Origin of the sequence: Sphingopyxis alaskensis RB2256, from assembly GCF_000013985.1 — a bacterium.
In the GTDB taxonomy this organism is placed as follows: Bacteria; Pseudomonadota; Alphaproteobacteria; order Sphingomonadales; family Sphingomonadaceae; genus Sphingopyxis; species Sphingopyxis alaskensis.
Genome location: NC_008048.1, coordinates 850,257 through 874,491, shown reverse-complemented (window position 1 = coordinate 874,491; position 24,235 = coordinate 850,257). Strand labels below are relative to the sequence as shown.

Here is a 24,235-nt window from a genome sequence, read left to right as displayed (position 1 = left end):
TTGCCCCTTGTGCCGATACGCCGTCATTCCGTGCGGACCAGATCGTGCCTTTAAGGCCTTTCCGGCGCCCCCGCAATGCGGCTGCTTCCGCCCGCGCTCAGCCCCCAAAGGACAATCCCTCGTTCAAGGTCCATTTGCCCGTCTGACCGCGCACCCAGCCCGACGAAGCCCAGGTTCCGCCATCAACCGGCAGGAGGATGCCCGTGATATAGCTCGCCATCCTGCTCGACAGGAAAAGCGCCGCGTCGCCGCATTCCATGTCGATGCCTTCGCGGCCAAGCGGGATAAGGCGATTCATCGCATCGACCTCATCGTCGCTGCGCTGGCGCCATGTCGCGGGATCGACCGGCCCGGCGCGATTTCCCTGATTGCCCGGCGTGACCGTGTGATCGGGGGCCAGGCAATTGACGCGAATGCCATGGCCCGACAATTCGAGCGCCATCGACCGGGTGAAGCTGAACATCCCTGCCTTGCACGCCGCATAGACCGCGAAATTCGGCGCCGCGCGGGTCGCCTCGATACTGGCGACGTTGATGATCGAACCGCCTTTTCCGCCCGCAACCATATGCCGGGCCGCCGCCTGCGTCGCCACCAGCATCGACATCAGGTTGATGTCGATATGCTTTCGCATCGAACGTTCGCTTTGTTCGAGAAAGGGTCGCGCCGACACGCCGCCCGCATTGTTGACCAAAATGTCGAGCCGTCCGAATGCGGCGGCCGCCTGGTCAATCGCCGCGCGGAGGGCATCACTCTCCATGACGTCGGCGGGAAACGTCAGCGCGCGCGCGCCCGTCTCGCGGATGCGGGTCGCCGTTTCCTCCGCCCGTTCCGCAATAATGTCCAGGATCGCAACATTCGCCCCTGCTTCGGCCAGCCGGATCGCAATGGCGCGGCCGATACCGCCCCCGCCGCCGGTCACGAACGCCGCCTGTCCGTCGAGACGCAGTCGATCAGTCATCAAGATCGACCCCCATCACCGCCCCGGTGACATAGGCGGCATAGTCGCTGACCAGATAGGCCGCGAGATGGCCGAGCGTTTCTTCGGAGGTCCGCGTCAATATGCTGTTCACCCGAATGCCGTCGCGCGCCCATTCGACGCCCAGCGTCTTGGTCAGATTGCCCAGCGCGCCCGCTGCCGCCGCATGATCGGCGCCCAGCGCCTGTTCGGGCGCGCCGACAAACAGGACAGCTCCTCCCCGCCCGCGCTTCCGGCATTCGGCGGCAAATTTCTGGGCACCAAGAAATCGCCGGTCGAGCCCGGCGTCCAGGTTGGCGCGCCATTCGCTGTACCCGATCTCGTGCGCGCGCTTGATTTCGGAATGCGGCGCGATGTGGACCCAGATGTCGCAATCGCCTTCGCCATCGGCGACCAGCACCGCCCCGGCGGCCTCGATCGCCGCCGTAATGGCAGGCGCGTCCCCTTCGATCCGGGCGCGTTTTCCGGCAAGCCAGCCGTTCATTGCCAACCCCACGGGCCGTCAGCCCGCTCACGCGGCGGAATGAAGTCGGGCATGATCAGCGATCTACGCAGGCTTTCGCCACCGTCCTGCACGATCACCTGTCCGGTCATTTCACCGAAAAACGGGGTACAGGTCATCGCGGACAACCAGCCAAACTCCCATATGCTGCCCGTGCGGCCCGCGGGGATCATCGCCTGCAACGGCTCCACGCCATCCTCGCTGCGACCCGAAACCGAATCGGCATGGGGGAAGAAACCCGCCGCTATTGCATTGACGCGAATGCCATATGGCGCCCAATCGGCGGCCAGACGCTTCGTCATCGTCGCCTGCGCGGTCTTGGCGGCGGCGCTATGGGCATCGCCCGGAAAGCCGGTCCAGATATATTGGGCGCTGTTGTTGACGATCGCCCCGCCCTCACCGCGCGCGATGCGGCGCCGGGCGAATTCGCTGGAGCAAAGGAACGTCCCGTCGATCGCGATCCGCGTGACCGCGTTCCAGGCATTGCGCGATATATCTTCTGCCAGGATCGGGAAATTGGCGCCGGCATTGTTGGCGAGCAGGCCGATGGGCCCGAGCGCCTCCTCGGCTTCGTCAAAGGCTGCCGCCACGGCATCGGGATTGCGAACGTCACAGCTTATCGCATGACTGCGCACGCCCAGCGCGGCGATCTGTTCGGCGCCGTCCCGTGCCCGGTCGAGGTTCCGTCCCAGCACCGCGACATCGGCCCCGCCCTGCGCAAAGGCCTTTGCCATCGCGAGACCCATGCCCGACCCGCCGCCGGTGACCAGCACCGTCTGACCGGCAAAAATGTCGCCCGGATAGGGGGGCGCTTCGAATGGCGGCGGGGTCGCCACAATATGATGGGCCGGTATTGGCAAGGCTCTCTCCCTCGCGCCAAGGGTTGCGCCTTGACCCTCTGCATGTCAAGACATGACTAACTAGGTTATATAGGAGCCGACATGGAAATCGTTGCGGATGGCCTTGCCTTTCCGGAGGGACCGGTGGTCATGGCCGATGGGTCGGTGATCGTCGTCGAGCTTGCGGGCGGGCGTATCACGCGCTGCTGGAACGGCCGCAAGGAAGTGCTGTGCGAGATCGGCGGCGGGCCCAATGGCGCCGCGATCGGTCCCGATGGCGCGCTATATGTTTGCAACAATGGCGGACTGGATCTCGACAAGTTTCAGAATGCCCGCGGTCCGGGCCATGAGGGCCGGGTCGAGCGAGTGGACCTGTCGAGCGGTCGCGCCGAACGGCTTTTCGACCATTGCGACGGTGTGGCGCTGGAGGCGCCGAACGACATTGTTTTCGACTCGGACGGGCGCATGTGGTTCACCGACCTTGGCAAGACGCATGACGGCATCCGCACGGCGAGCGGGCTGTTCACGGCGCTTCCCGACGGTTCGCATGTCGCCGCGATCGACCGCCACGCCATCTCCTGCAACGGCATCGGCCTGTCGCCCAATGGGGCGCATGTCTATGTCGCCGACACCCATCAGGCGCGCCTTTGGCGCTACCGGCGGGCCCCCGAAGAACAGAGGCCCGAATGGGTGGCAACCGCTCCGGGGCCGGTAGGTTTCGACAGTCTGGCGGTAACGGCCGCCGGCAATATCTGTGTCGCAACGCTTTACGAGGGCGGCATTTCGACCATCACGTCCGACGGCGCAATGCACAAGTTCGGCATTCCGGGCGAACGTTACGTTACCAACATTGCCTTCGGCGGCACAGACATGCGGGACGCCTATGTAACGCTGTCGAGTTCGGGGCGGCTCGCGAAACTGCGCTGGGACGAGCCGGGACTGGAGCTTGCATTCAATGCCTGATCTGGCAAGCGACCGCGACGCGATCCGCGACCTTCTGGCACGCTATACCTACCACGGCGACCGGGGGCGTATCGACGATCTGGCGGCCTGCTTTGCGCCCGACGGGGTGCTGGAATATCCGGGCGCCGCGCCATGCGGTCCGGCGGCGATCAAGGCGTCCCTGTCTTCAGGCACGCGCGACCGGCGGCTGACCTTCATCCGGCATCACATCACCAATCCGCTGATCATTGTCGATGGCGATGTCGCCACCGCGCGCAGCTATTTCTGCGTCCACAGCAATTTCGGCCCCGATCACAGCGGCACATATGACGACCGGATCGTCCGCACCGCCGAGGGCTGGCGTTTCGCAAGGCGGCGGGTGCGGATCGACTGGCAGACCAAGGCGTCGCTGTTCCGGCCGATGGTTACGCGCCCGAATAATTTGACACCTTGATGTCATTTTGACATTAAGGTGTCATGTCACCGCGCTTCTCCGATTTCGAACGATTCGCCGACGAGCTTGCCCGGCTGCGTGGACGGATGCGGGCGCTCTACGCCGACACGCGCGCGCAGAGCGGATTGGCCGAAATGGAGCTGACGGTGCTCACCGCCGTGGTCAACGCCGCGACGCCGCCCACGGTGGCGCAGATCGGCCGCAGCCTGGGGCATCCGCGCCAGGTGGTGCAGCGGGCGGCGAACCGCCTCGCCGCGCTCGACCTGATCGACTTTGCCGACAATCCCGATCACAAACGCGCGTCCTTGATCATCGCGACCGATGCCGGGCGCGCGCTCAAGGCGGCGGATCATGACCGCGCGCAGGCGGTGACGACCGATATACTCGCGCGGATCGACGGGGAAATGTTCGCCGACGCGGCCGACCGGTTGCAAGAGATACGCCAGGGGATCGAAACCTATTTGCGCGCGCGCGACCGATGAGCGAATTGCGCGCCCTGGCCGATTCCGACCGGCTTTCCGCATGGCTCGACGTGCATGTTCCCGCGCTGGGGCACGGGCCGCTGGCGATCGGAAAAATCCATGGTGGCACCTCGAACGTCATTCTGTCGCTGGATCGCGGTGGCCGGACGCTGGTCCTTCGCCGTCCGCCGATCGTCCCGCCGCCGGGCAGCGCGAAGAGCATCTTGCGCGAAGCGCGGGTGCTGACCGCGCTGAACGGCACCGATGTGCCGCATCCCGTCTGCCATGCAAGCTGCGCCGACCCGGACGTCATCGGCGCGCCCTTTTATGTCATGGACCGTGTCGACGGATGGTCTGGCGCCCTTTGCGACGGGCGCATTCATGACCGCCCGCCGTTCGACAAGCCTCCCCATGCCGGCGAGATCCCGTTTGCGATGGTCGACGGGCTGATCGCGCTCGCCAATGTCGATTACCGCGCCGTCGGTCTCGACGATTTCGGGCGGCCCGATAATTTTCTGGAGCGACAGGTCGATCGCTGGGAAAGTCAGATCATAAGCTATCGCCAACTCTATGATTTCGAATGGCGTGAGCTGCCCGGCTATGCGCTCGCTCGCGACTGGCTTCGCGCGAACGCGCCGGACGATTTCCGGCCCGGTATTATCCACGGCGATGTCGGGACGCCCAATGCATTGTTTGCCTTTGACCCGCCATGCCGCCTTGCCGCGCTGATCGACTGGGAATTGTCAACCATAGCCGACCCGCTGCTCGATCTGGCATGGTTCTGCAACGGCATCTGCGACGATCGATTTCCGGGCCATGTGCCTGAAAAGGCGCTGTACAATGTGGACCACTGGCCATCGCGGCAGGAATTGATGGCGCATTATGCCGTCGGCACCGGGCGCGACATGGCGAGTTTCGATTATTATCTGGTGCTGGCGATGTTCAAGGGTGGCTGTATCCTGGAATATAAGGTCGCGCAGGCCGCCAAGGGCATTCTAAGCGCCGAAACAGGCCACTTCTTCGACCGGCTTGTGCGCGGCAATTTTGCCGAAGCCGAAAAGCTGATCCGACTGGTCGGCTAACCCTGTCCCGCCGGAATAGCAGGAGCAGACATGATCAACTTTCGCATCGAACCGGACTTGCAGGCGAGGCTGGACTGGATGGCAGCGTTTGTCCGCCGCGAATGCGAGCCGATGGACATGCTGTTCCCCGGTCACGGCGCTCCCTATGACGTAACCGACCGCAAGGCGCGCGCGCATCTGAAACCATTGCAAAAGGAGGTGAAGGCGCAGGGATTGTGGGCCTGTCATCTGGGCGCCGAGCTGGGCGGACCCGGATATGGTCAACTGACGCTGGCGCTGATGAACGAACTTCTGGGCCGCAGCTATTGGGCGCCCACCATATTCGGCACCGCCGCGCCCGATACGGGGAACAGCGAAATCCTGGCGATGTTCGGCACCGACGAGCAGAAGGCCCGCTACCTGAAGCCGCTGATCGACGGTGAAATCGTATCGACCTTTTCGATGACCGAACCGCAGGCCGGGGCCGATCCCAAGGAGTTCACCTGCCGCGCGTGGCGCGAGGGCGACGAGTGGGTGATCGAGGGAGAGAAATGGTTCTCCTCCAATGCGCGCTTCGCCGCCTTTCTCATCGTGATGGTCGTGACCAATCCCGAAAACCCGCCGCACGGGCGAATGTCGATGCTGATCGTGCCCGCCGATGCGCCCGGACTGGAATTCATCCGCCATTCCCAGACGATGGGGGATCGCCGGGGCGACGACGACGGCATTCACGCCTATATCCGTTATAATCGCGTGCGGGTTCCACTGGACGCGATGCTGGGCAACCCCGGCGAGGGGTTCAAGGTCGCGCAGGCGCGGCTGGGCGGCGGCCGTGTCCACCACGCCATGCGAACGGTCGGCAAATGCCAGCGCGCGATCGACATGATGCTGGAACGCGCGGTCTCACGCCACACCCAGGGCAAGCAGCTTGGCGAACATCAGTTCGTGCAGGGAGCGATCGCCGATTCGATCATCGAGCTGGAACAGTTCCGCCTGCTGGTGCTCAAGACCGCGTGGATCATCGATGAGGTGGAAAGCGGTCGCGAGCCCCACGGCGCCGCGCGCACGCATATCGCGATGTGCAAGGTGCAGATGGCAAAAGTCTGTCACGACATCGTCCAGCGCGCGATCCAGATGCACGGAAGCCTGGGCATGACGCTCGAAACGCCGCTCGCCGATATGTGGATGGGCCTTCCCGCCCTCGCCCTGGCCGACGGACCAACCGAGGTGCACAAGGTACAGGTCGCCAAAGCTCATCTGAAGAATGCAACGCGCGCATCGGGCCTGTTTCCCAGCGAACATATACCGACGCGGCTGGCAGCGATCCGGGAAAGGAACACGGCATGACGCCCGATCCGCTGTTCGATTTCACCGGAAAGGTCGCGCTCGTCACCGGCGGGTCGCGCGGGCTTGGCTATCGGATGGTAAAGGCGTTTGCGGAGCGCGGCGCCGACGTCATCGTCGCCAGCCGCAAGCTGGACAATTGCGAAACCATTGCCGAAGAATGCCGCGCGCTTGGTCGCAAAGCCCTGGCCCACAGTGCCCATTGCGGCCGCTGGGACGAGATCGACGGATTGATCGCCGCGTCCTACGCCGCATTCGGGCGCGTCGACATTCTGGTCAACAATGCCGGAATGTCGCCGTCCTGCGCCAGCCACGAAATACCGGAAAAGCTGTTCGATTCGGTGATGAACCTGAACTTCAAGGGTCCGTTCCGCCTCGCGAGCCAGATCGCGCACCGGATGAGCGAAGGCGATGGCGGTTGTATCATCAACGTCAGCTCGACCGGGGCATTGATGGCGCTGCCGAAAGTCGTGCCCTATGGCGCGGCAAAGGCGGCGCTCAATGCGATGACCGTGTCGCTCAGCCGCGAATATGGCCCGAAAGTGCGGGTGAACACGATCAGCCCCGGCCCCTTTCTGACCGACATCGCGGACGCCTGGGAACCATGGAAGCGGGAGGTGCAGCCCGTGGCCCTGGGACGCCCCGGCCGCCCCGAGGAAATCGTCACCGCCGCACTGATGCTCGCGAGCCCCTCATCCTCTTATACCACCGGCGCGCTCGTCCGCGTGGACGGGGGGCAGCGCTGATGCCCCGCGCCGTTATGGCCAGCGCACTTGGCCCCCCCGACACCTATCGGCTGGTCGAATATGATCCCGGCCCGCCGTCGCCGAGCCAGGTTCGGATCGCGATCCGCGCCACCGGTATCAGCTATGTCGATGTCTTGACGGCAGCGGGAAATTATCAGGTCAAACCGCCGCTTCCTTATATCCCCGGCAGCGAATGCGCGGGCATCGTCGAGGCCGTCGGCATGGACGTCGAAGGACTTTCTGTCGGCGACAAGGTGGTGGGCAGCGGATGGGGCGGCCTGTTCGCCGATGCCGCCAACCTTCCCGCACGAACTGTTCGGAAAATGCCCGAAACCCTGTCCTTCGAAGAAGCGGCGGTGTTCCCGGTAAGCTATGCAACCGCGCGCCATGCGCTGGTCGATCGCGGTCGGCTGGCTGCGGGAGAGACGCTGCTGGTACTGGGAGCGGGCGGCGCCACGGGTTATGCAGCGATCCAGCTTGGCAAATATCTTGGCGCACAGGTGATCGCGTCGGCGTCGAACGCGACCAAGCGCAGCCTGGCGCGCGCGGGCGGCGCCGATGCCGTGATCGACGCGCGCGACCCCGACTGGCGCGCGACGGTAACCGCTGCGACCGGTGGCCAGGGCGTCGATGTCGTGTTCGACCCCGTCGGAGGCGACGCAACCGACCGGGCATTCCGTTCGCTGGCTTGGAACGGACGGCATCTGGTCATCGGCTTTCCGGCAGGCATTGCGGCGCTGCGGACCAACTTGCCCTTATTGAAGGGAGCGAGCCTGATCGGAGTGGACGTGCGGCAGTTCGGCCTGTTCGAACCCGGACGGAGCGAGGCCAACCGTGATGCCATTTTCGACCTGGCGGCGGAAGGCAGGCTGCGCCCGGCGATCGCGCGAACCTATCCCCTGGAGGATTTTTGCGCCGCAATGCAGGATGCGGAGACCGGCGAAAGCGCGGGACGGATCGTGCTGACGATGGGTCAGATGTCCAGCACGCCGCGCTAGAACGCGATGTCCGCCAACCGCCCCCGCCAATCGGGAAGCGCCGGCAATGCGTTGAAATCACGGCGAAGACGGGCAACGAGATCGGCGACCGGTTCGACCATGTCGATCAGGCCCGCACTTTGGCCCGCGCTCCATATATCGCGCCACGGCCTTACCCCTTCGGGCATTGCCGTGCGCGTCGACGGAAGCGACTTTGGATCGAGGCCTACTGCTTCCACCGATGGGCGCATCCAATGCGCGGGGACGCCGTTCATCGCCGCCGAAACCATGATGTCATCGACACCGACTGCCGGGATCATGGTGCGATGTCCCTCGGCCACGCCGCTTTCCGGCGTCGCGATGAAGCGCGTTCCCATGCACGCAATATCGCCCCCCAGCGCCAGCGCGGCGGCGATGCCATGCGCGTCGGCGATACCTCCCGCGACGATCAGCAAGCCGTCGAATCGCCGCCGCACCGCCGGCACGAAAGCCATTGGCGTCAGAAAACCGGTGTGGCCGCCCGCTCCGGCGCAGGTCAGCATCAATCCGTCGGCGCCCGCCGCGATCGCCTTTTCGGCGTGCTTCATCGTCGTAACGTCGTGGATCACCCGTCCGCCCCATCCGTGAACCCGCTCGACCAGCGCCGACGGGTCGCCGAGGCTGGACAGGACAAGCGGGACGCGATGACGTTCGAGGCAGTCGATCCGCTCGGCCGCCGCAGGATCGCGCCCCCAACGGGCGGGCAGGTTGACGATCGGCGGCGCGCCGCCGATCCCGTCCAGCGCCTCCAAATAGGATTCGAACATTTCGAACGGCGTAAGCGAGCCGCCCTGCCATCCACCGATGACCCCGGCCCGACAGCAAGCCAGGGCCAGCGGAACCGATGAGGCGATGCTCATCGGCGCACACATCAGCGGAAGCGACAACTCGCCAAACATGGCGTCAAACGGTCGCCTTCAACGCATCGAGCATCCGCACATAATGGGCCGGGTTCCAAACATCCTGGTCTTCGCCCCAGCCGATCCCGCCGTCGATGTCCCAACGCATCAACTGGTTCACGCCATAGCCCGCTTCGCTCATCGTGCTCACCGCAAAGCCTTCGCTTTTCATTTCGCGACCCTGTTCGTCGACCAGTTCAACCTGCATATGTGTGCTCCATCCCGTTTTCGGGCTGCGAAAGGTCCGCATCCGCGAACGCGCGGGATCGAGGCTGCCGAAGCAGCCATCGCGGCGAATCCAGCCCGCGTTCATCGGCGCCCAGCCGTCGGCATCCCCATCGGCGACACGCACAAAACCCAGAAAGCCGGTGCCGTCGTGGCGGTGACCAAAGATATACTGGATGCGCCCGCGCCCCCGTTCGCGCTCGATCTCGCGCCAGTGGGCGCCGCCGGGCCGCTTTACCCGTTCCATGTCGCTGGCATAGCGTTTGGGGCTTGCGGCATAGGGGCCGCCGCGCGGCCCCCAGGTGCGATCACGCACCCCGATGCCGTCGATGCGGATACGCTCTCCGCGCAGTGTCATCCACCCTTCGACATGGCCGAGCTGGTCAAAGTGCGGCGTGGCCATGAAGGGCGGCTTGCCGGGCGGAAAGCGATGCGGCGGATGCAGGCCGCCATGTGTGAAGTCCAGCGCAAAACCGCGCGCGCGATCCTCATATTGCAGATGATATTTCATTCCCGGCTCCAGCATCCGCAGCGAATAGCCGGGTCCGTTCGCATCGCCGGGGAAAATGATGTCGGTCAGGTCGGGGTCGTCGGGCATCGGCGCCTCTTCGACCTTGCGATAATAGGCCATGCGCGCCTGATCATAACCTTCGTCGTCCCAGGCGAATATCCGCCAGGTCACGGCCTTGCGGTTGGGATAATAGGGTGCATGGATCCAGCAGCCGAGCTTGCGTTCGGGAATGTTGAACGACCACCAATTGGTTTCCGTTTCATACGGATCGTCCGACAATTGGTGATAGCGGTCATCTTCCGGGCGAAAGGCGAGGTCGTCGGTCATGCGATTTTCTCCAGTTCGTCGAACGCGGCGACAAGGAACGCCGCGATCCGGGCGGCGTCGGGGACTTTTTCGGCATCGGCGATAACGCCCCTGTCGAGCCGGTCGCCGTTGCGGCGCGAGAGGATGTTGAGGAAACGGCCCGAACCCAGAATGGGAACGGGACAATTGTGGCGCGGACGGTATCCGGCATGGCGGCGCGCTGGAGCGCACCGACATGCATCGGCGACGCGTCGGTTTCGGCAAGGATCGTGAAATGATCGTCGGGGCGCAGGCGCCGCGCGCCGGGGGCCGGTTCGGAATGGTCGGCCGTCCGGCTCATTTACCAGCCTGCCAGACCGGCCGCCCGCGCGCGATGTTCGGCGGGGCTGCCGAGCCAGGCCCGATTGAAGGCGGCGCGCCGAAACCAATAATGAAGGCCATATTCCCATGTGTATCCGATGCCGCCATGCGCCGCGACCGCGGCGCGCGTTGCGCGGACGTAGATGTCGCACAGATGCGCCTTTGCCATCGCCGCCGCGCGCGCAGCGTCGGGCAGTTCCGCATCCCAGGCATAGGCCGCGTACCAGACCAGCGCACGCGCCGGTTCGACATCGAGCGCCATATGCGCAAGCTGGTGCTTGAGGCCTTGAAAGCGGCCGATCGGCTGTCCGAACTGCTCGCGTTCCTTGGCATAGGCGACGCTCATGTCGGTGACTCTTTGCGCGCCGCCCAGCGCGTCGGCGGCGACGAGAACCAGCGCCGCATCGGCAAGTCGCGCCGTCATCGGATGATCGGCGGCGAACAGCGAGCGCCCCGCGCCCGCGGCAATCTCTACCTTCGATGCCGGACGGCTGCGGTCGCTGGCGCGGACCGGCTCGATCGTCGCGTCGGCGGCCTCGACCAGACGGACGCCGCGCGTGCGATCCACGACCAGGAACTGGCCGGCCGACCGCGCACAGGGAACATAGCTGCTGCCGCCGTGCATCAGCGCCACCGTCACTGTCCCGCTGGTCAGCGCATCCCGAAGGCCCGCGTCGCAATCGTCCCAATGCGCAACGGCCGCCACCGCCAGCAATTGCCCGACAAGCGGCCCAGGAGCAGCGCGTTCGCCTGCGACTTCGCAAACCAGGGCGGCTTCGAGCAAACCCATGCCGCTGTCCGGCGCAAGGACGCCGCCCAGGCCAAGCGCCATCAGCGCATCCCAGCTGTCCGGATCGAAGTCGGCATCGCCGTTGGCAAAGGCGTGGAGGCGCTCCAGTGGCCAATGGTCCGCCAGCGTGCCCCGCACCGCCTCCTGGATTGCGGCCTGCTCTTCGGTCAGATGAAAATGCACGTCAGCGCTCCGCACTTATCGCAAGGTCGCGGGGCAGCCCCAGCCCGCGCTCGCCAATGATATTGCGTTGAATATTCGATGTGCCCCCCGCGATCGAATTGCCCAGGCTACCCATGATCTGGTCCATCCATTTTTCCGGCCCGCGCGGCCCCCGGCTACCGCGCCCGCCCGCCCCGACCGGTTCGACAAAGGCATGTTCACCCAGCAATTCCTGCGCCAGCAACGCGATTTCGTGGCCGATCTCGGTCAGCAGCAGTTTCATCATCAATGATACCGGGCCGGGGTCGTCCCCCGCCGCCGCGCAACTGAAAATGCGATAGCTGGAATAACGGTGCGACAAAACAAAGCCCTCGATCTGCGTCAGCTTGTCGCGCACCAGCGGATCCTCGATCCGGTTCACTTCCTTTGCCAGTTCGACCAGTTTCGCAAACTGACGCCCCAGGCCATCAGCGCCCCCGATGCTCGCGCGCTCATGCTTCAGTGTGGTGCGGCTGACATACCAGCCCTGCCCTCGCTCACCGACCTGCCAAGCCACCGGCGTTTCGGCGTTGTCGAAGAAAAACTCGCAAAACGTGTGATCGCCTGCTTCTCCCGTCATCTGGCGGATCGGGCGGCGCGTCACGCCCGGCTGGTCGAGGTCGATGAGCAGATAAGTGATGCCGTCATGCTTGGGCGCGTCCGGTTCGGTCCGCACCAGCATGAACATGTGCGTCGCCTGCATTCCCTGCGAGGTCCAGATTTTCTGTCCGTTGATGATCCATTTGCTGCCGTCCGCCGACAGCTCGCCCCTGGTCCGCACGCTGGCAAGGTCCGACCCGGCACCGGGTTCGGAATATCCCTGCCCCCAGATATAATCGCCTTCCAGCGTCTTGCGGACGAACAGCTCGCGCTGTTCCTCGGTGCCCTTCTCCAGCAAGGTCGGAACGGTCATGTTCATTCCGTTGCCGCCCACTTCCATCGGTGCTCTGGCGCGTTGAAACTCCTCGCGGATCACCTGCGCGCGGATCACATCGACGGGCTGTTCCGACCCGCCATAACGCTTGGGAATGGCGCGGTACAAATAGCCTTGTTCGGTCGCCTGGCGTCGGAATGCGCGGACGAATTGCTTCAGATCATCACCGCGCAGATCATTGGCAGGGGGCCAGTGCGACGCCAGAAAGGCACGGACCTCGCCGCGAAAGACTTCGGCCGCTTCGCCATAGCTCAGATCCATCGCGCGCTCTCCCTCTTATCGAATGCGATATGCCTGAGTTATATAACTACGTCAAATATGTTGTGTCAAAAAACGCCCGCTTTGTAAGGGGCAGCGATGCACAGCGCTGTCGACGCCGTACCGCATTATTTCACCGAGGCCGAAGGGGGGGGTCAAACCGGGCGGGCTTGCCCGCACCCTGGTTTGCCGATGCTGTTGCACGCCGCTCTAGCGCGGGCGCTATGCGCCGCGAAAACGCGGCGCGCGCTTTTCGGTTACAGCCGCCAGCCCCTCGCGATGATCTTCGCTGCCAAGCAGCAACGCCTGGTTGGACAGATTCGCCTGCCATTCCGCGTCCATGCTGCTTTCGAGCGCGCGTTGAAGCGACTGCTTCACCGTCGCATAGCCCAGCGGAGCGGCGGCAGCCAGTTCGCGCGCCAACGCCATGCCGCGTTCCCCCAGATCGTCCCTTGCCACCACCTCGGCGACCAGTCCGATGGCCAAGGCCTCTTCGGCGCGCACCTGCCGACCGCGCAGGCACATATCCATCGCGCGGCCCAGCCCGACGATGCGGGGCAGCAGGAAAGTTCCGCCAAGCGGGGGCATGATGCCCAGCTTGATCCAGCTTTCCTGGAACATCGCATTGTCGGCGGCGATCCGAAAATCGCAGGCGAGCGCAAGCTCGCACCCCACAGTGACGGCGGCGCCCTGAACCACGGCGAGCGTCGGTTTGGGCGAACGATAGATGGCGCGCGCGGCGCCCTGGAAATTGGCGTAAACCGTGTCCTTGATCTCGGTCGCTGCCATGCTGGTCAGGCGCCCCAGAAAGGCAAAATCGGCCCCGACCGAAAAATGCTTTCCCTCGGCCGCGAGGATGATCGCGCGAACCTCCCGGTCGGCCGAAAGCGCCGTAAAAGCGTCGCGAATTTCGCCCAGCATTTCGGGCGAGGAGGCATTGCCGATGTCGGCGCGATCCACCACAACGGCTGCGATTCCATGCTCGCGGCGTTCGATGCGAATATGGTCGGGTTCAGCCACCGCCCTGTTCTTCCCGCTTTTTCTTTTCGCGCCAGATCAACGCGGTTGCGCCGGTCGAAAGCCCCATGTTCAATGCTTCGGCATCAAGCGCGGCTTCGAAGGCCCAATCTTCCGCATTGTTGAGGTTCGCCTTCATGTACCGATAGCCCATGCGTGGCCCGTCGGCGAGGCGGCGGGCGGCCTGCATCGTTTCCGGGCGCAAGTCCGCTTCTTCAAACAAGCGCGTATAAATGCCCTTGGCGAACGCCTCCTCGGCCGACAATTTTTCGCCAAGGAAGAACAGCTCGCGCGCCACCCCGGTGCCCAGAATCTTGGTCCAGAACCAGGTCGAACCAAAATCGCCCCCCGCCCCGATCCGGTCAAAAGCGGTCAGAAAGGTAGCGCTTTTCGACGCGAAGCGCAGATCGCAGGCCCCCGCGATGCCTATTCCAGCCCCGGCCACCGGGCCATTGACCATCGCGATGGTCGGCTTGGGCATTTCATGGAGGAGACGCGAGGTTTCCATAAAGCCGCGCAGCCGGGCGAAACTCTGTTCGGTTCGGCTGCCTGCCTCGGCGTTCGGCGGCACCACGGCCTTGTCGGCACCGCCTTCCTTCAGGTCGCCGCCCGCGCAAAAGCCACGGCCCGCGCCGGTCACGACGACACAGCCCACCGACGCATCGCGCGCGGCGTCGGCGCAGGCATCGGCAAGCGATGCCATGATCGAACCGGTAAGCGCATTCAAACGGTCGGGCCGGTTGAGCGTTATGATGCGGACCCCCGCATCATCTTCGATCAGCAGTTCGGACATGGCAGCCCCCTCTCTGTTCCGATCTTTTCGAAGGAATGGAGGAGCGGATCAATCCCCGCCGAGTTCGCGGTGCCGGGCGAGCATCTTGACCGCCTTTTCGGCCAGCTCCTCCGGGACTTCCGGATACAGCGGCTGCGGCCGGTCCCTGGTCGGCAACGCGATGGTGGCGGTCGCCCGCACCGTTTCCTCGTCGCGCTGGTTGGTGAACTTGACGGCCACATCGACCAGGCCCTGCTTTCCCTCCTGGCGCTTGGCAAGCACTTCGCCAGTGACCCGCTGCACGTCGCCCATATAGTTGAACTTGCGGATTTCGTCATGGACGTGGGTGATGACGGCATCGTCGCCCGCCCAGTCGCTGAGATATTGCCAAAGATAATTTTCGCGCATCACCCCATAGTCATAAGCCATCGGATTGCCGATCGCCTGTGCCCAGGTGGGATCCCAGTGCAGGCGCTGCGCGACGTCGGGAACGCCATATTCATTCTTGATGTAGAAGGCCGGGATACGCTGGCGATTCTTGTGTGCGAGACGGTTCGCCGTCGGCGCGTAGGGAACGAAGCCATAGCCGCCGGCATGGAAGCAGATGACGTCGGTGACGGTCAGCGGCCCCTTGGCCTGCAAACCCAGCGAATCGCCTTTCTCGACGCTCTCGAACCACCGCTTCTCGGCACCCTGAACCTTCTCCTGCGCGTAGATATCCTCGATCGCCTGCATTTCCTCATCGGTGTAGGTCGCAGGCTCGATTGCCGAATATTTGCCCTTTTTGGCAGCGGTCTTGCGCTCGGTCAGCACCCGCAAGATACGATAGACGGCGACGACTTCGCCGCGCTGGTTGATCTTGACGTCGCGGCGCACGCAAATGACCGAACGGCCGGCGAATTCGGACTGCTTCACCTCGCACGTCTCGTCGCCGTTGAAGCTGTAGATGGTGTCGCCAGGGAAAATGGGGCGATAGAAATCCCATTGCGAACCCGAGACAAAGACATGAACGCCTGTGGACCGGCGTGCAAAAGGGACCCCGTTAGCGGGGTGATCGGCGTCTAAAAGGGACCCCTCATTCTGATGGTGTAGCAGGCTGCCTGGTTTTCCAGGTGGTGAGATCGGGATGTTGGTGGTGGAGACGGTTGTTCGGATACGGCGGGAGCACGCGAGCGGGAAGGCGATCAAGGCGATTGCGCGCGATCTGCGGCTGTCGCGCAAGGTGGTTCGCAAGGCGATCCGGGCGCCGGAAGGCGCGTTCGATTATCGCCGCACGGTTCAACCACTGCCCCGGCTTGGGCCGTTCCAAGAGCGGCTCGATACGCTGTTGATGGAGAACGAGGCTCGGCACCGGCGTGACCGGCTGCGCATGACCCGGATCCATGATCTGTTGTGCCGTGAGGGCTTTGAGGGATCCTACGACGCGGTCCGGCGCTACGCCCGGCGCTGGACGGAAGCGAGGCGCAAGGATGCGGGTGATGGGGCGCCCGCGTTCATCCCGCTCATGTTCAAGCCAGGCGAGGCCTACCAGTTCGACTGGAGCCACGAGGATGTGGAGATCGCGGGCAAGCCGATGCGGGTGAAGGTGGCGCAGATGCGGTTGTGCGCGTCGCGCGCGGTCTACGTCAGGGCCTATCCGCGCGAGACGCAGGAGATGGTGTTCGACGCCCATGCGCGCGGCTTTGCCTTCTTCGGCGGCGTTCCCCTGCGCGGCATCTACGATAACATGAAGACCGCGGTCACCACCGTGTTCGTCGGCAAGGAGCGGGTGTTCAACCGCCGCTTTCTGGTCATGGCCGATCATTACATGGTCGAGCCCACGGCCTGCTCGCCGGCGGCGGGATGGGAGAAGGGTCAGGTTGAACACCAGGTGCAGACCATCCGGGGCCGCTTCTTCCAGCCTCGCCTGCGCTTTGCCAGCATCGAGGAGCTCAACGGGTGGCTGGAGGCTGAGTGCCTGCGCTGGGCCGCAACGCACGCCCATCCCGAGCAGAAGGAGCTGACCGTCGCCGAGGCGCTGGAGCTCGAGCGGCCAGCCCTGCAGCCGATGCTGGCGCCCTTCGACGGCTTCCACGAGACCACCCATGCCGTGACCGGCACGTGCCTGATCAGCTTCGACCGTAACCGCTACTCGGTCATGGCCAAGGCGGCGCGGCGGGCCGTTCAGGTCCGCGCCTATGCCGACCGCATCGTCGTGCGCCTAGGCGACGAGGTAATCGCCGAGCATGCCCGGCACTTCGGCCGCGACCGGACGATCTATAATCCCTGGCATTACCTGCCAGTGCTGGCGCACAAGCCTGGGGCCTTGCGGAACGGCGCACCCTTCCAGGGGTGGGACCTGCCACCGGCACTGACGCGGTTGCGGCGCAAGCTGGGCGGCGGTGATGACGCCGACCGCCGCTTCGTGCGCGTGCTGGCATCGGTAATGACCGATGGCTTGGAAGCGGTCGAGGCCGCGATCCGGGAGGCGCTTGATAGCGGTGCTGTCAGCGACGAGGTCATCCTCAACATCCTGGCCCGATACCGGGACCCGCCATCCGAGCGCCCCCTGGATGTGGTCGCCGATCTCAAGCTCAGCCACCCGCCGATCGCGGACTGCGCGCGCTACGATACGGTGCGAGGCCTCCATGCAGCGGCATGAGATGATCGAGGCGATGCGCTCGCTCGGCCTCAAGGGCATGGCAGGAGCCTTCGACGAGGCGGTCACCACCGGGTTGCAGCGCAAGCGCACGACCCACGAGATCCTGACCGATCTGTTGCGCGCCGAAGCCGCGCATCGTCATGCCGCCTCGATCCGTTACCGCATGACCGCAGCCAAGCTGCCGGTAATCAAGGACCTCGACGCCTTCGCGTTCGAGGGCACCCCGATCAACGAAGAGCTGGTGCGCTCCCTGCACACAGGTTCGTTCCTGCCCGGTCGCCGCAACATCGTGCTCATCGGCGGCACAGGGACCGGCAAGACCCATCTGGCCACTGCGATCACCGCCAGCGTCGTGCGTGCCGGGGCCCGCGGGCGCTACTTCAACACGGTCGATCTCGTCACCAGGCTCGAGGAAGAAGCCCGCATCGGCAAGGCCGGCTCCATCGCCGCCCAGCTCGGCAGGCTCGACCTCGTGGTGCTTGATGAGCTGGGCTATCTGCCGTTCGCCCGATCCGGCGGGCAGCTCTTGTTCCACCTGATCAGCAAGCTCTACGAGCAGACCTCGGTCATCATCACCACCAACCTGGCCTTCGGCGAGTGGCCCACCGTGTTCGGCGATCCCAAGATGACCACCGCGCTGCTCGACCGCATCACCCACCATTGCGATATCGTCGAGACAGGCAACGACAGCTGGCGCTTCAAAAACCGCAGCTGACCCAGCCAGAAAACCGCCTTCGCGCTGCTGACGCCTCCGGTCGGGCTACGCCCTCCCTACGCCGCCAGCAGCGCGAAAACCGCGCCCAGCATCAACCACCCACCATCTCAGCAAGGGGGTCCCTTTTGCGCGCCGATAGGGGGTCCCGATTGAACGCCGATTGACAATAATGTCCCAGCCGGATGCGCTCGATGGTGGGCGGCTGAAGGATTCGACGGTCCGGTTCGGGGCCTCGATCTCTATCAAGGTGACCGAAACTGCAGTGGCGGTTTGAGAACCATGAGCCGCCTCTCATTCGTAGACACAACGACATACGGCACCGGTGAGAACGAATGGCCATACGAAGAGTGTCCTTTCACGCTAGATGAGAATACTGTCGCCCAATACCGAACTCAGATCGATGCCTTGAGGGAAGCCAATAGCGGCACTTTGGAAACACAGATGCTTGGGGCCATGCGGACAGAGCTTGCTGCGCTCGATGGGAAGAAAATGCTCGCCCAGCAATATGGCTGTCGGGCTAACCAAGGCTAATCGCTGTTTGCATGACCAGCGTCAGATTAGCCGCCTTCATTGATCGGCGTATTTGCTCCGGCAGTACCCGCGCAATAATTCCCCCACGCTTCCATCAGCTTCACGCGCGCACCGGGATTATCCGGCGTGCCAAGGTATGTGGTGCGGCGATAGGCGGCCTGTACAGCGTCAGGCGTCTTGTGCGCCAGTGCCGCTTCGACGACCGCATTGGGGAAGCCTTCGTTCGCCGCCCAGTCGGTGAAGCTGGAGCGGAAACCGTGGACGTGGAACGGCTCCTGCATGTCGCGCATGACCTTGAGCAGCGTCATGTTGGACATCGCCTTTCCCGTCATGCCGGGGAATACCACTTCGGCTCCCTCAAGCCGCATTGCGTCCGCCTTCACAAGCACCGCCAAGGCCGCTTCTGAAAGCGGCACGATGTGCGCCCTGCTGCGCTTCATGTGTTCGGCTGGGATTGTCCAAAGGCGCTGGTCCAGATCGAATTCGTCCCATTTCGCGAGCCGCACTTCCTGCGAGCGAACGCCCGTCAGAATGAGAAGGTCTAGCGCCAGACGCGAATAGGATGGTTTGCGGCGCAACGCGGTCAGGAACGGAGGAACGGCCACGTATGGCATCGCCTTGCGGTTTGCCGGTTTCTTGATCTGTCGCGGCAGCCCTCGCCCTGCCTTGAGGCTGCTATTGCCTGATGGAGCTTCGGAAGAGCGCCAACCCTTTGCATGGGAGTAATCTAGCACCGCGCAAATCCGATTCCGAACCTGGCGGGCTGTTTCGGGGATTTCCTGCCAGATCGGCGTGAGGACCGAGATGATATCGGCGGCAGTGATTCCACCAGTCGTCATGTCGCCAAGCTTCGGGAAGGCGTAGTTTTCCAGACTGGCCAGCCATTGCCGACCATAGACATCGCTTTTCCAGCCAGCTTCGTTCTCGGAATGATATTGGGTAGCGGCTTCGCGGAAAGTGACCTTGGCGGCTTCCTCGTCCTTCCGCTCCGTCAGTACGTCGCGTTTCTCGACCTTTACAGCCTTGCGGAGTTCAGCAGCCTTCGCACGCGCTTCCGCCAGCGTCACCAGCTTCGCACTACCCAGACCAATATCCTGTCGTTTGCCATCGCGCTGGAGTCGCAAAAGCCAGGAAGCCGCACCAGTTTTTCCAACTTTCAGGAAAAGTCCGTCACCGTCCTGATAGGTGCCCGGATTCGCCAAAGCGGCCTTGACCGCCACCGCCGTAAGTTTGCCCATTCTCGTTCCCCACATTTCTGGAGGTCAATTAAGAGAGCCGCAGTGTGGGGAAGCCCACCTCCTTCCCCACACCTTCCCCACACTCACTGTCGGTTGTAGACAAATAGCAGCGAACAGGGGCGGCCATCGAAAGGCAGAATACCCTTGGTTTTCTGAGATTTCTAGGGCTTTTCGGGGATGTTCCGAGAACGGGCGGTGGTGGACAGGGCTGGATTCGAACCAGCGTACGGAAACCCGGGCAGATTTACAGTCTGCTGCCTTTAACCACTCGGCCACCTGTCCATGGGGTCCGCGTTGGGAAGTGGCCCAATGGCGAAACGAGGCTTGCCTGTCAATGGCAGTCATGGGAAAGGCGCGGCCATGAGACAATTTTCCCGTCACCGCCGCCCGTCAGGCGGAAATCAGCGCGGACAGACCGTGCGCTTCTGGGGCCGCCATGCCGTCCTCGCCGCGCTCGCCAACCCTGACCGCGCGGTCAGGCGCATCTGGGGCACGCGCGAGGCGCTCGGCCAGCTCGACCTGCCGCCGGTGATCCCGATCAGCTATGCCGATGTCGCCGATCTGGCGCGCCTGGTCGCGCGCGACGCGCCGCATCAGGGTCTGGTGATCGAGGTCGACCCGCTCGACGGCGTGCATCTCGGCGACCTTTTGCAGGAAGAGGTCGACGCCGAAAGCAGGCGCCCGCTCGTCATCCTCGATCAGGTCACCGACCCGCACAATATCGGCGCGGTGCTGCGCTCGGCGGCGGCGTTCGACGCCGCCGCGATCGTCACGCAGGACCGGCACAGCCCGCCCGAAAGCGGCGTCATCGCGCGCTCGGCGTCGGGCGCGCTCGAAACCGTGCCGTGGGTGCGCGTCGTCAACCTGTCGCGCGCGCTGGAGGAAATCGCCGAGGCGCAATATTGGCGCATCGGGCTGATGGGCGATACCGAAACGACGCTCGGCGAAACGCTCGACGGCAGCAAGGTCGCACTGGTGCTCGGCTCCGAAGGCGACGGGATGCGGCACAATGTGATGGAGCATTGCGACGTGCTGGCGCGGCTCCCCATCTCGCCACGGATGGAAAGCCTCAACATCTCGAACGCCGCGGCGATCGCGCTCTACGCGGTGGCGACGGCGAGTAAATAACCGTCGCCCCCCGAAGGCGGGGCGACGTATAGGTCAATCTTCCGCCGCGATGCGCACCTTCAGCCCGTCGAGCGCATCGCTGAACGGGATCTGGCACGACAGGCGCGACGTCTCGTCTCGGTCGGTGGTCGAATCGAGCAGGTCGTTCTCATCCTCGCTCATCGCGGGCAAGGCGTCCCGGTCGCCCGCCTCGACATGGACATGGCACGTCGCGCACGAACAGCAGCCGCCGCACAGCGCGAGCAGTTCGTCGAAACCCGCATCGCGGATATTTTCCATCACGGTCAGGCTGGTGTCGCCCTCGATCTCATGCTCGGTCCCGTCGCGCGTCACGACAATCAGCTTGGCCATGCTCGTCCCCATAGATTTGTTTCGCATGCGCTATGTCGCGCGTTGCCAGTCAAATCAAGCGTTGCTATCAGCAACCTTGGGAACAAAAGGAGAATATGCGATGGGCCTCAGCCAGCAGCAGCTGAATGCGGGAATCGACGCGCTGGCGGCAAGGGACGCCAATTTCGCCCGCGCGCTCGGCAACGCCGGCTATCCCGAACCACGCATCCGCGAGCGCGGCTATACCACGTTGCTGCGCACCATCGTCGGGCAGCAGGTCAGCGTCGCCGCCGCGACCTCGATCTGGAACAAGCTGGAAGCGCAATTCGGCGCGGGCTGCCCCGCCGAAGTGATCGCCGCCGCCGATTTCGACACGCTGCGCGCCTGCGGCCTGTCGGGGCAGAAACAGGGCTATGCCAAAAGCCTCGCGCAACTGATTCTCGACGGCGAGCTGACCTTCGACGCGCTGCCCGCCGACGATGAGGAAGCGATCGCGCTGCTCACGCGGGTGAAGGGCATCGGCCGCTGGTCGGCCGAAATCTATCTGCTGTTCGCCGAAGGCCGCCCCGACATCTGGCCCGCAGGCGACCTGGCGGTGCAGGAGGCGGTCGGTCGCATCCTGCAATTGGGCGCGCGGCCGAGCGAGAAGCAGGCGCGCGAACTTGCCGAAGCCTGGCGCCCGCACCGCGGCGCCGCGGCGATCTTCAGCTGGCATTGCTATAATATGGACGTGATCTGAGGGTGTCCGTCGCCGCCGCGCAGGCGGGGCCGCTGGCGACCTTGAGCTACCGATAGCGGCCCGTGCCTGCGCGGAGGCGCCGTTCTGAAACAAAAAGGCCGGGCGGAGCATCCTCCACCCGGCCTTTTGTCGATCGACAGCCGAAACCTATTTCTTCGCCGCAGCCTTTTTGGCGGGCGCCTTCTTCGCTGGCTCGGCCTTTTCCTCGGCCGCAGCCTTGGCCGGCGCGGCCTTCTTTGCCGCGGCGGGTTTGGCTTCGGCCTTGGGCTCGGCCTTTTTCGCCGGCGCCTTCTTGGCGGGGGCTTCCTCGGCCTTGGCCTCGTCCTTCACCGCTTCCTTCTTGGTGGCGGGCTTCTTCGCCGCCGCCTTCTTGGCCGGTTTTTCGTCATGGTCGTGGCCGCAGCCCGGTCCGTGGACATGACCGCTGTCGTCGTCGGCCTCGATCGCCGCCTCCAGTTCCTCGCGCGTCGTTTCGCGGTCGGTGATTTCGGCCTTTTCAAACAGGAAGTCGACGACCTTGTCTTCATAGAGCGGGGCGCGGAGCTGCGCGGCGGCGAGCGCGTCCTGCTGGACATATTCGACGAACCGCTGGCGATCCTCGGGCCGATACTGCTGCGCCGCCTGCATGATCAGGCGCTGCATCTCCTGCTGAGAGACCTGCACGCCATGCGCCTGGCCGATTTCGGAGAGGAGCAGGCCCAGGCGGACGCGGCGCACCGCGATGGCACGATATTCCTCGCGGTCGTTCTCCAGCTCGGCCTTCGCCGCTTCGGGATCTTCCTCGTGGCTCGCTTCATGCTCGAGCTGCTGCCAGATCTGGTTGAACTCGGCCTCGACCATCGTCGGCGGCACCTCGAAGTCATGGGCGGCGGCGAGCTGGTCGAGCAGCTTGCGCTTCATATGGGTGCGGGTCAGGCCGTTGAGTTCCTGCTCGACCTGATCCTTCATCAGCTCCTTGAGCTTGTCGAGGCTTTCGAGGCCGAGCGACTTGGCAAATTCGTCGTCGATCTTCGTCGCGGCGGGAACCTTCACTTCCTTCACCGTCACGGCGAATTCGGCCAGCTTGCCCTTCAGGGTCTCGACCGGATAGTCTTCCGGGAACGTGACCTTCAACGTTTTTTCGTCGCCCGCCTTGACGCCGACGAGCTGGTCCTCGAAACCGGGGATCAGCTGGCCCGAACCGATTTCGACCGCCATATCCTCGCCCGTGCCGCCGTCGAAGGGGGTGCCGTCGACGCTGCCGGCAAAGTCGATGATGACCTGATCGCCGGTCGCGGCCTTCCTGGTCTTCGGCGCTTCTTCGAAGCGCTTCATCTGCGCGGCGAATTCCTCGATCTTCGCCATCACCGCCTTGTCGTCGGCGGGAACGGTCAGCCGCTCGAGCTTCAGCCCGTCGATCGACGGCGTTTCGATTTCCGGCAGCACTTCCAGCGCGACGGTCAACTCGGCATCCTTGCCGGCTTCATAACCGTCGGCCAGCGTCACCGCGGGCTGGAGCGCCGGGCGCAGCTTTTCCTTCGCCATCAGGTCGCGCACGCCGGCGTCGATCGCCTTGTTGAGCGCGTCGGCCGACAGCGCGGCGCCGTGCATCTTGCGAATGAGGTTGGGCGGCACCTTGCCGGGGCGGAAACCGGGCATGCGGACGGTCGGGGCGATGCTCTTCACCTCTTCGTCGACGCGCGCGTCGATATCCTTGGCGGTGATGGTGACGCGATATTCGCGCTTCAGGCCTTCGTTCAGCGTTTCGACGGTCTTCATTGCCTTGGTCTTATCCTTGCTCAAAATCTCTTGTCCGAACCCCGGCCAAATGGCGGCGTTCCCCTTGTCCCGGCTTGCTGCTCGCGAAGGTGGTGCGGGCGAAGGGACTCGAACCCCCACATCTTGCGATACTGGTACCTAAAACCAGCGCGTCTACCAATTCCGCCACGCCCGCGCATGAGCTTTCGGCCGGGTGCGCGAAATCATGCGCTGCCGCGCACGCCCGTGCGGGCCGCGCGGGGCTATAGCAGACGCGCCGCCAAGGGCAAGGGCACACCGCCCCAAAATCCGCGGCCGGAACATGTATCCTGCCCGTTCGTTGATGAAGCCAAGGAGAGTGACATGACCAACGGCCCCGACCCGCTTCCCAAGCCCAGGCCCGACACGATCGAACCGCAATCGCCGCCCGAAAGGCCGGTCCAGCCGGCCCCGCTCGAAGACCCCGCGGGCCAGCCCGCCGAAATCCCCGGTCGCCCCGGCGGCGGTGACATCGACGAGCCGGGCCGCGGGCCCGACGAAGTGCCGCCGCAGCAGATTTAGG

25 protein-coding genes and 2 tRNA genes are annotated in these 24,235 nt (G+C 64.4%); 12 read left to right on the top strand and 15 right to left on the bottom strand.

The window, feature by feature from the left end; genetic code table 11:
• Positions 1-97: 97 nt before the first annotated feature.
• Genes SALA_RS04375 through SALA_RS04365 form a run of 3 tightly spaced genes read right to left on the bottom strand, consistent with a single transcriptional unit; the run spans position 98 to position 2,338 of the window.
• A complete protein-coding gene (locus SALA_RS04375; protein ID WP_011541173.1) occupies positions 98-958 on the bottom strand; it encodes an SDR family NAD(P)-dependent oxidoreductase in 861 nt (286 codons plus the stop codon).
• Complete coding sequence (locus tag SALA_RS04370) at positions 951-1,460, bottom strand: SDR family oxidoreductase (RefSeq protein ID WP_011541172.1); 510 nt, start codon at positions 1,458-1,460, stop codon at positions 951-953. Before SALA_RS04370 ends, SALA_RS04375 begins: the two co-directional genes overlap by 8 nt.
• Positions 1,457-2,338, bottom strand: coding sequence for an SDR family oxidoreductase (locus SALA_RS04365; RefSeq protein ID WP_011541171.1), 882 nt, complete (start codon positions 2,336-2,338; stop codon positions 1,457-1,459). The genes SALA_RS04370 and SALA_RS04365 overlap by 4 nt, the downstream gene beginning before the upstream one ends.
• A gap of 81 nt (positions 2,339-2,419) precedes the next feature.
• Between SALA_RS04365 and SALA_RS04360 the strand changes: the two genes are divergently transcribed.
• From SALA_RS04360 to SALA_RS04330, 7 genes are read left to right on the top strand one after another with little or no spacing between them, the layout of a single operon-like run.
• Positions 2,420-3,280, top strand: a complete 861-nt coding sequence (locus tag SALA_RS04360; protein ID WP_011541170.1) for an SMP-30/gluconolactonase/LRE family protein — start codon at positions 2,420-2,422, stop codon at positions 3,278-3,280.
• Positions 3,273-3,713, top strand: coding sequence for a nuclear transport factor 2 family protein (locus SALA_RS04355; protein ID WP_011541169.1), 441 nt, complete (start codon positions 3,273-3,275; stop codon positions 3,711-3,713). The genes SALA_RS04360 and SALA_RS04355 overlap by 8 nt, the downstream gene beginning before the upstream one ends.
• Before the next feature lie 23 nt (positions 3,714-3,736).
• Positions 3,737-4,195 (top strand): MarR family winged helix-turn-helix transcriptional regulator, encoded by a 459-nt coding sequence (locus SALA_RS04350; RefSeq protein ID WP_011541168.1) that lies wholly within the window; start codon positions 3,737-3,739, stop codon positions 4,193-4,195.
• A complete protein-coding gene (locus tag SALA_RS04345; RefSeq protein ID WP_011541167.1) occupies positions 4,192-5,256 on the top strand; it encodes a phosphotransferase family protein in 1,065 nt (354 codons plus the stop codon). The genes SALA_RS04350 and SALA_RS04345 overlap by 4 nt, the downstream gene beginning before the upstream one ends.
• 30 nt (positions 5,257-5,286) lie before the next feature.
• The gene (locus tag SALA_RS04340) at positions 5,287-6,582 is read left to right on the top strand and encodes an acyl-CoA dehydrogenase family protein (protein ID WP_011541166.1); all 1,296 of its coding nucleotides are present in this window, start codon (positions 5,287-5,289) and stop codon (positions 6,580-6,582) included.
• Positions 6,579-7,325, top strand: coding sequence for an SDR family NAD(P)-dependent oxidoreductase (locus SALA_RS04335; RefSeq protein ID WP_011541165.1), 747 nt, complete (start codon positions 6,579-6,581; stop codon positions 7,323-7,325). Before SALA_RS04340 ends, SALA_RS04335 begins: the two co-directional genes overlap by 4 nt.
• Positions 7,325-8,323, top strand: coding sequence for an NADPH:quinone oxidoreductase family protein (locus tag SALA_RS04330; RefSeq protein ID WP_011541164.1), 999 nt, complete (start codon positions 7,325-7,327; stop codon positions 8,321-8,323). The genes SALA_RS04335 and SALA_RS04330 overlap by 1 nt, the downstream gene beginning before the upstream one ends.
• Here the strand turns inward: SALA_RS04330 and SALA_RS04325 are convergent.
• The 7 genes from SALA_RS04325 to SALA_RS04295 all read right to left on the bottom strand — a co-directional run bounded on the left by SALA_RS04325 (position 8,320) and on the right by SALA_RS04295 (position 15,529).
• Positions 8,320-9,108 carry an NAD(P)H-dependent flavin oxidoreductase gene (locus tag SALA_RS04325; RefSeq protein ID WP_192807449.1) on the bottom strand — a complete coding sequence of 263 codons (789 nt, stop codon included), beginning with the start codon at positions 9,106-9,108 and terminating at the stop codon, positions 8,320-8,322. The two genes, SALA_RS04330 and SALA_RS04325, sit on opposite strands and share 4 nt — an antisense overlap.
• 136 nt (positions 9,109-9,244) lie before the next feature.
• Positions 9,245-10,303 carry a DUF7065 domain-containing protein gene (locus SALA_RS04320; protein ID WP_011541162.1) on the bottom strand — a complete coding sequence of 353 codons (1,059 nt, stop codon included), beginning with the start codon at positions 10,301-10,303 and terminating at the stop codon, positions 9,245-9,247.
• A 319-nt stretch (positions 10,304-10,622) separates the two neighbouring features.
• Complete coding sequence (locus SALA_RS16410) at positions 10,623-11,615, bottom strand: acyl-CoA dehydrogenase (RefSeq protein ID WP_011541161.1); 993 nt, start codon at positions 11,613-11,615, stop codon at positions 10,623-10,625.
• Between the two features lies 1 nt (position 11,616).
• Complete coding sequence (locus SALA_RS04310) at positions 11,617-12,828, bottom strand: acyl-CoA dehydrogenase family protein (RefSeq protein ID WP_011541160.1); 1,212 nt, start codon at positions 12,826-12,828, stop codon at positions 11,617-11,619.
• A 219-nt stretch (positions 12,829-13,047) separates the two neighbouring features.
• On the bottom strand, positions 13,048-13,845 hold the full coding sequence (locus SALA_RS04305; RefSeq protein WP_011541159.1) for an enoyl-CoA hydratase/isomerase family protein: 798 nt from the start codon (positions 13,843-13,845) through the stop codon (positions 13,048-13,050).
• A complete protein-coding gene (locus tag SALA_RS04300; RefSeq protein ID WP_011541158.1) occupies positions 13,838-14,635 on the bottom strand; it encodes an enoyl-CoA hydratase-related protein in 798 nt (265 codons plus the stop codon). Before SALA_RS04300 ends, SALA_RS04305 begins: the two co-directional genes overlap by 8 nt.
• 48 nt (positions 14,636-14,683) lie before the next feature.
• A complete protein-coding gene (locus tag SALA_RS04295; RefSeq protein WP_011541157.1) occupies positions 14,684-15,529 on the bottom strand; it encodes a hypothetical protein in 846 nt (281 codons plus the stop codon).
• Between the two features lie 211 nt (positions 15,530-15,740).
• Here SALA_RS04295 and istA point away from each other — a divergent pair, with 211 nt between their 5' ends.
• Positions 15,741-17,255, top strand: coding sequence for an IS21 family transposase (istA, locus tag SALA_RS04290; protein WP_011540745.1), 1,515 nt, complete (start codon positions 15,741-15,743; stop codon positions 17,253-17,255).
• Positions 17,242-17,970: an IS21-like element helper ATPase IstB gene (istB, locus tag SALA_RS04285; protein ID WP_011540744.1), complete on the top strand. Its 729-nt coding sequence runs from the start codon at positions 17,242-17,244 to the stop codon at positions 17,968-17,970. The genes istA and istB overlap by 14 nt, the downstream gene beginning before the upstream one ends.
• A 557-nt stretch (positions 17,971-18,527) precedes the next feature.
• On the opposite strand, the gene SALA_RS04275 is transcribed toward istB, so the two are convergent.
• Positions 18,528-19,739: a tyrosine-type recombinase/integrase gene (locus SALA_RS04275; RefSeq protein ID WP_011541155.1), complete on the bottom strand. Its 1,212-nt coding sequence runs from the start codon at positions 19,737-19,739 to the stop codon at positions 18,528-18,530.
• Positions 19,740-19,935: 196 nt separating this feature from the next.
• Positions 19,936-20,021 (bottom strand) — tRNA-Tyr (locus SALA_RS04270).
• Positions 20,022-20,099: 78 nt separating this feature from the next.
• Here SALA_RS04270 and rlmB point away from each other — a divergent pair.
• Positions 20,100-20,867 carry a 23S rRNA (guanosine(2251)-2'-O)-methyltransferase RlmB gene (gene rlmB / locus SALA_RS04265; RefSeq protein ID WP_041383083.1) on the top strand — a complete coding sequence of 256 codons (768 nt, stop codon included), beginning with the start codon at positions 20,100-20,102 and terminating at the stop codon, positions 20,865-20,867.
• 33 nt (positions 20,868-20,900) lie between these two features.
• Here the strand turns inward: rlmB and SALA_RS04260 are convergent, their stop codons facing one another.
• A complete protein-coding gene (locus SALA_RS04260; protein WP_011541153.1) occupies positions 20,901-21,218 on the bottom strand; it encodes a 2Fe-2S iron-sulfur cluster-binding protein in 318 nt (105 codons plus the stop codon).
• Positions 21,219-21,318: 100 nt separating this feature from the next.
• Here SALA_RS04260 and SALA_RS04255 point away from each other — a divergent pair, with 100 nt between their 5' ends.
• Positions 21,319-21,936, top strand: a complete 618-nt coding sequence (locus tag SALA_RS04255) for a DNA-3-methyladenine glycosylase family protein (protein WP_011541152.1) — start codon at positions 21,319-21,321, stop codon at positions 21,934-21,936.
• A 147-nt stretch (positions 21,937-22,083) separates the two neighbouring features.
• Here SALA_RS04255 and tig read toward each other — a convergent pair whose 3' ends face one another.
• Both tig and SALA_RS04245 read right to left on the bottom strand, forming a co-directional pair.
• Complete coding sequence (gene tig, locus SALA_RS04250; RefSeq protein WP_041383082.1) at positions 22,084-23,694, bottom strand: trigger factor; 1,611 nt, start codon at positions 23,692-23,694, stop codon at positions 22,084-22,086.
• Between the two features lie 90 nt (positions 23,695-23,784).
• Positions 23,785-23,869, bottom strand: a tRNA-Leu gene (locus SALA_RS04245).
• A gap of 167 nt (positions 23,870-24,036) precedes the next feature.
• On the opposite strand from SALA_RS04245, the gene SALA_RS04240 reads away from it, so the two are divergent.
• On the top strand, positions 24,037-24,234 hold the full coding sequence (locus tag SALA_RS04240; RefSeq protein ID WP_041383671.1) for a hypothetical protein: 198 nt from the start codon (positions 24,037-24,039) through the stop codon (positions 24,232-24,234).
• The last annotated feature ends 1 nt before the right edge of the window (position 24,235 follow it).

Coding starts and splice junctions, on each gene's coding strand:
- SALA_RS04350 (WP_011541168.1), top strand. CDS start 3,737: ATGTCACCGCGCTTCTCCGATTTCGAACGATTCGCCGACGAGCTTGCC.
- SALA_RS04260 (WP_011541153.1), bottom strand. CDS start 21,218: ATGGCCAAGCTGATTGTCGTGACGCGCGACGGGACCGAGCATGAGATC.
- SALA_RS04275 (WP_011541155.1), bottom strand. CDS start 19,739: ATGGGCAAACTTACGGCGGTGGCGGTCAAGGCCGCTTTGGCGAATCCG.
- SALA_RS04330 (WP_011541164.1), top strand. CDS start 7,325: ATGCCCCGCGCCGTTATGGCCAGCGCACTTGGCCCCCCCGACACCTAT.
- SALA_RS04300 (WP_011541158.1), bottom strand. CDS start 14,635: ATGTCCGAACTGCTGATCGAAGATGATGCGGGGGTCCGCATCATAACG.
- SALA_RS04335 (WP_011541165.1), top strand. CDS start 6,579: ATGACGCCCGATCCGCTGTTCGATTTCACCGGAAAGGTCGCGCTCGTC.
- rlmB (WP_041383083.1), top strand. CDS start 20,100: ATGAGACAATTTTCCCGTCACCGCCGCCCGTCAGGCGGAAATCAGCGC.
- tig (WP_041383082.1), bottom strand. CDS start 23,694: ATGAAGACCGTCGAAACGCTGAACGAAGGCCTGAAGCGCGAATATCGC.
- istA (WP_011540745.1), top strand. CDS start 15,741: ATGTTGGTGGTGGAGACGGTTGTTCGGATACGGCGGGAGCACGCGAGC.
- SALA_RS04255 (WP_011541152.1), top strand. CDS start 21,319: ATGGGCCTCAGCCAGCAGCAGCTGAATGCGGGAATCGACGCGCTGGCG.
- SALA_RS04240 (WP_041383671.1), top strand. CDS start 24,037: ATGACCAACGGCCCCGACCCGCTTCCCAAGCCCAGGCCCGACACGATC.
- SALA_RS04320 (WP_011541162.1), bottom strand. CDS start 10,303: ATGACCGACGACCTCGCCTTTCGCCCGGAAGATGACCGCTATCACCAA.
- SALA_RS04355 (WP_011541169.1), top strand. CDS start 3,273: ATGCCTGATCTGGCAAGCGACCGCGACGCGATCCGCGACCTTCTGGCA.
- SALA_RS04325 (WP_192807449.1), bottom strand. CDS start 9,108: ATGTTCGAATCCTATTTGGAGGCGCTGGACGGGATCGGCGGCGCGCCG.
- SALA_RS04360 (WP_011541170.1), top strand. CDS start 2,420: ATGGAAATCGTTGCGGATGGCCTTGCCTTTCCGGAGGGACCGGTGGTC.
- SALA_RS04375 (WP_011541173.1), bottom strand. CDS start 958: ATGACTGATCGACTGCGTCTCGACGGACAGGCGGCGTTCGTGACCGGC.
- SALA_RS04310 (WP_011541160.1), bottom strand. CDS start 12,828: ATGGATCTGAGCTATGGCGAAGCGGCCGAAGTCTTTCGCGGCGAGGTC.
- SALA_RS04345 (WP_011541167.1), top strand. CDS start 4,192: ATGAGCGAATTGCGCGCCCTGGCCGATTCCGACCGGCTTTCCGCATGG.
- SALA_RS04340 (WP_011541166.1), top strand. CDS start 5,287: ATGATCAACTTTCGCATCGAACCGGACTTGCAGGCGAGGCTGGACTGG.
- SALA_RS04370 (WP_011541172.1), bottom strand. CDS start 1,460: ATGAACGGCTGGCTTGCCGGAAAACGCGCCCGGATCGAAGGGGACGCG.
- istB (WP_011540744.1), top strand. CDS start 17,242: ATGCAGCGGCATGAGATGATCGAGGCGATGCGCTCGCTCGGCCTCAAG.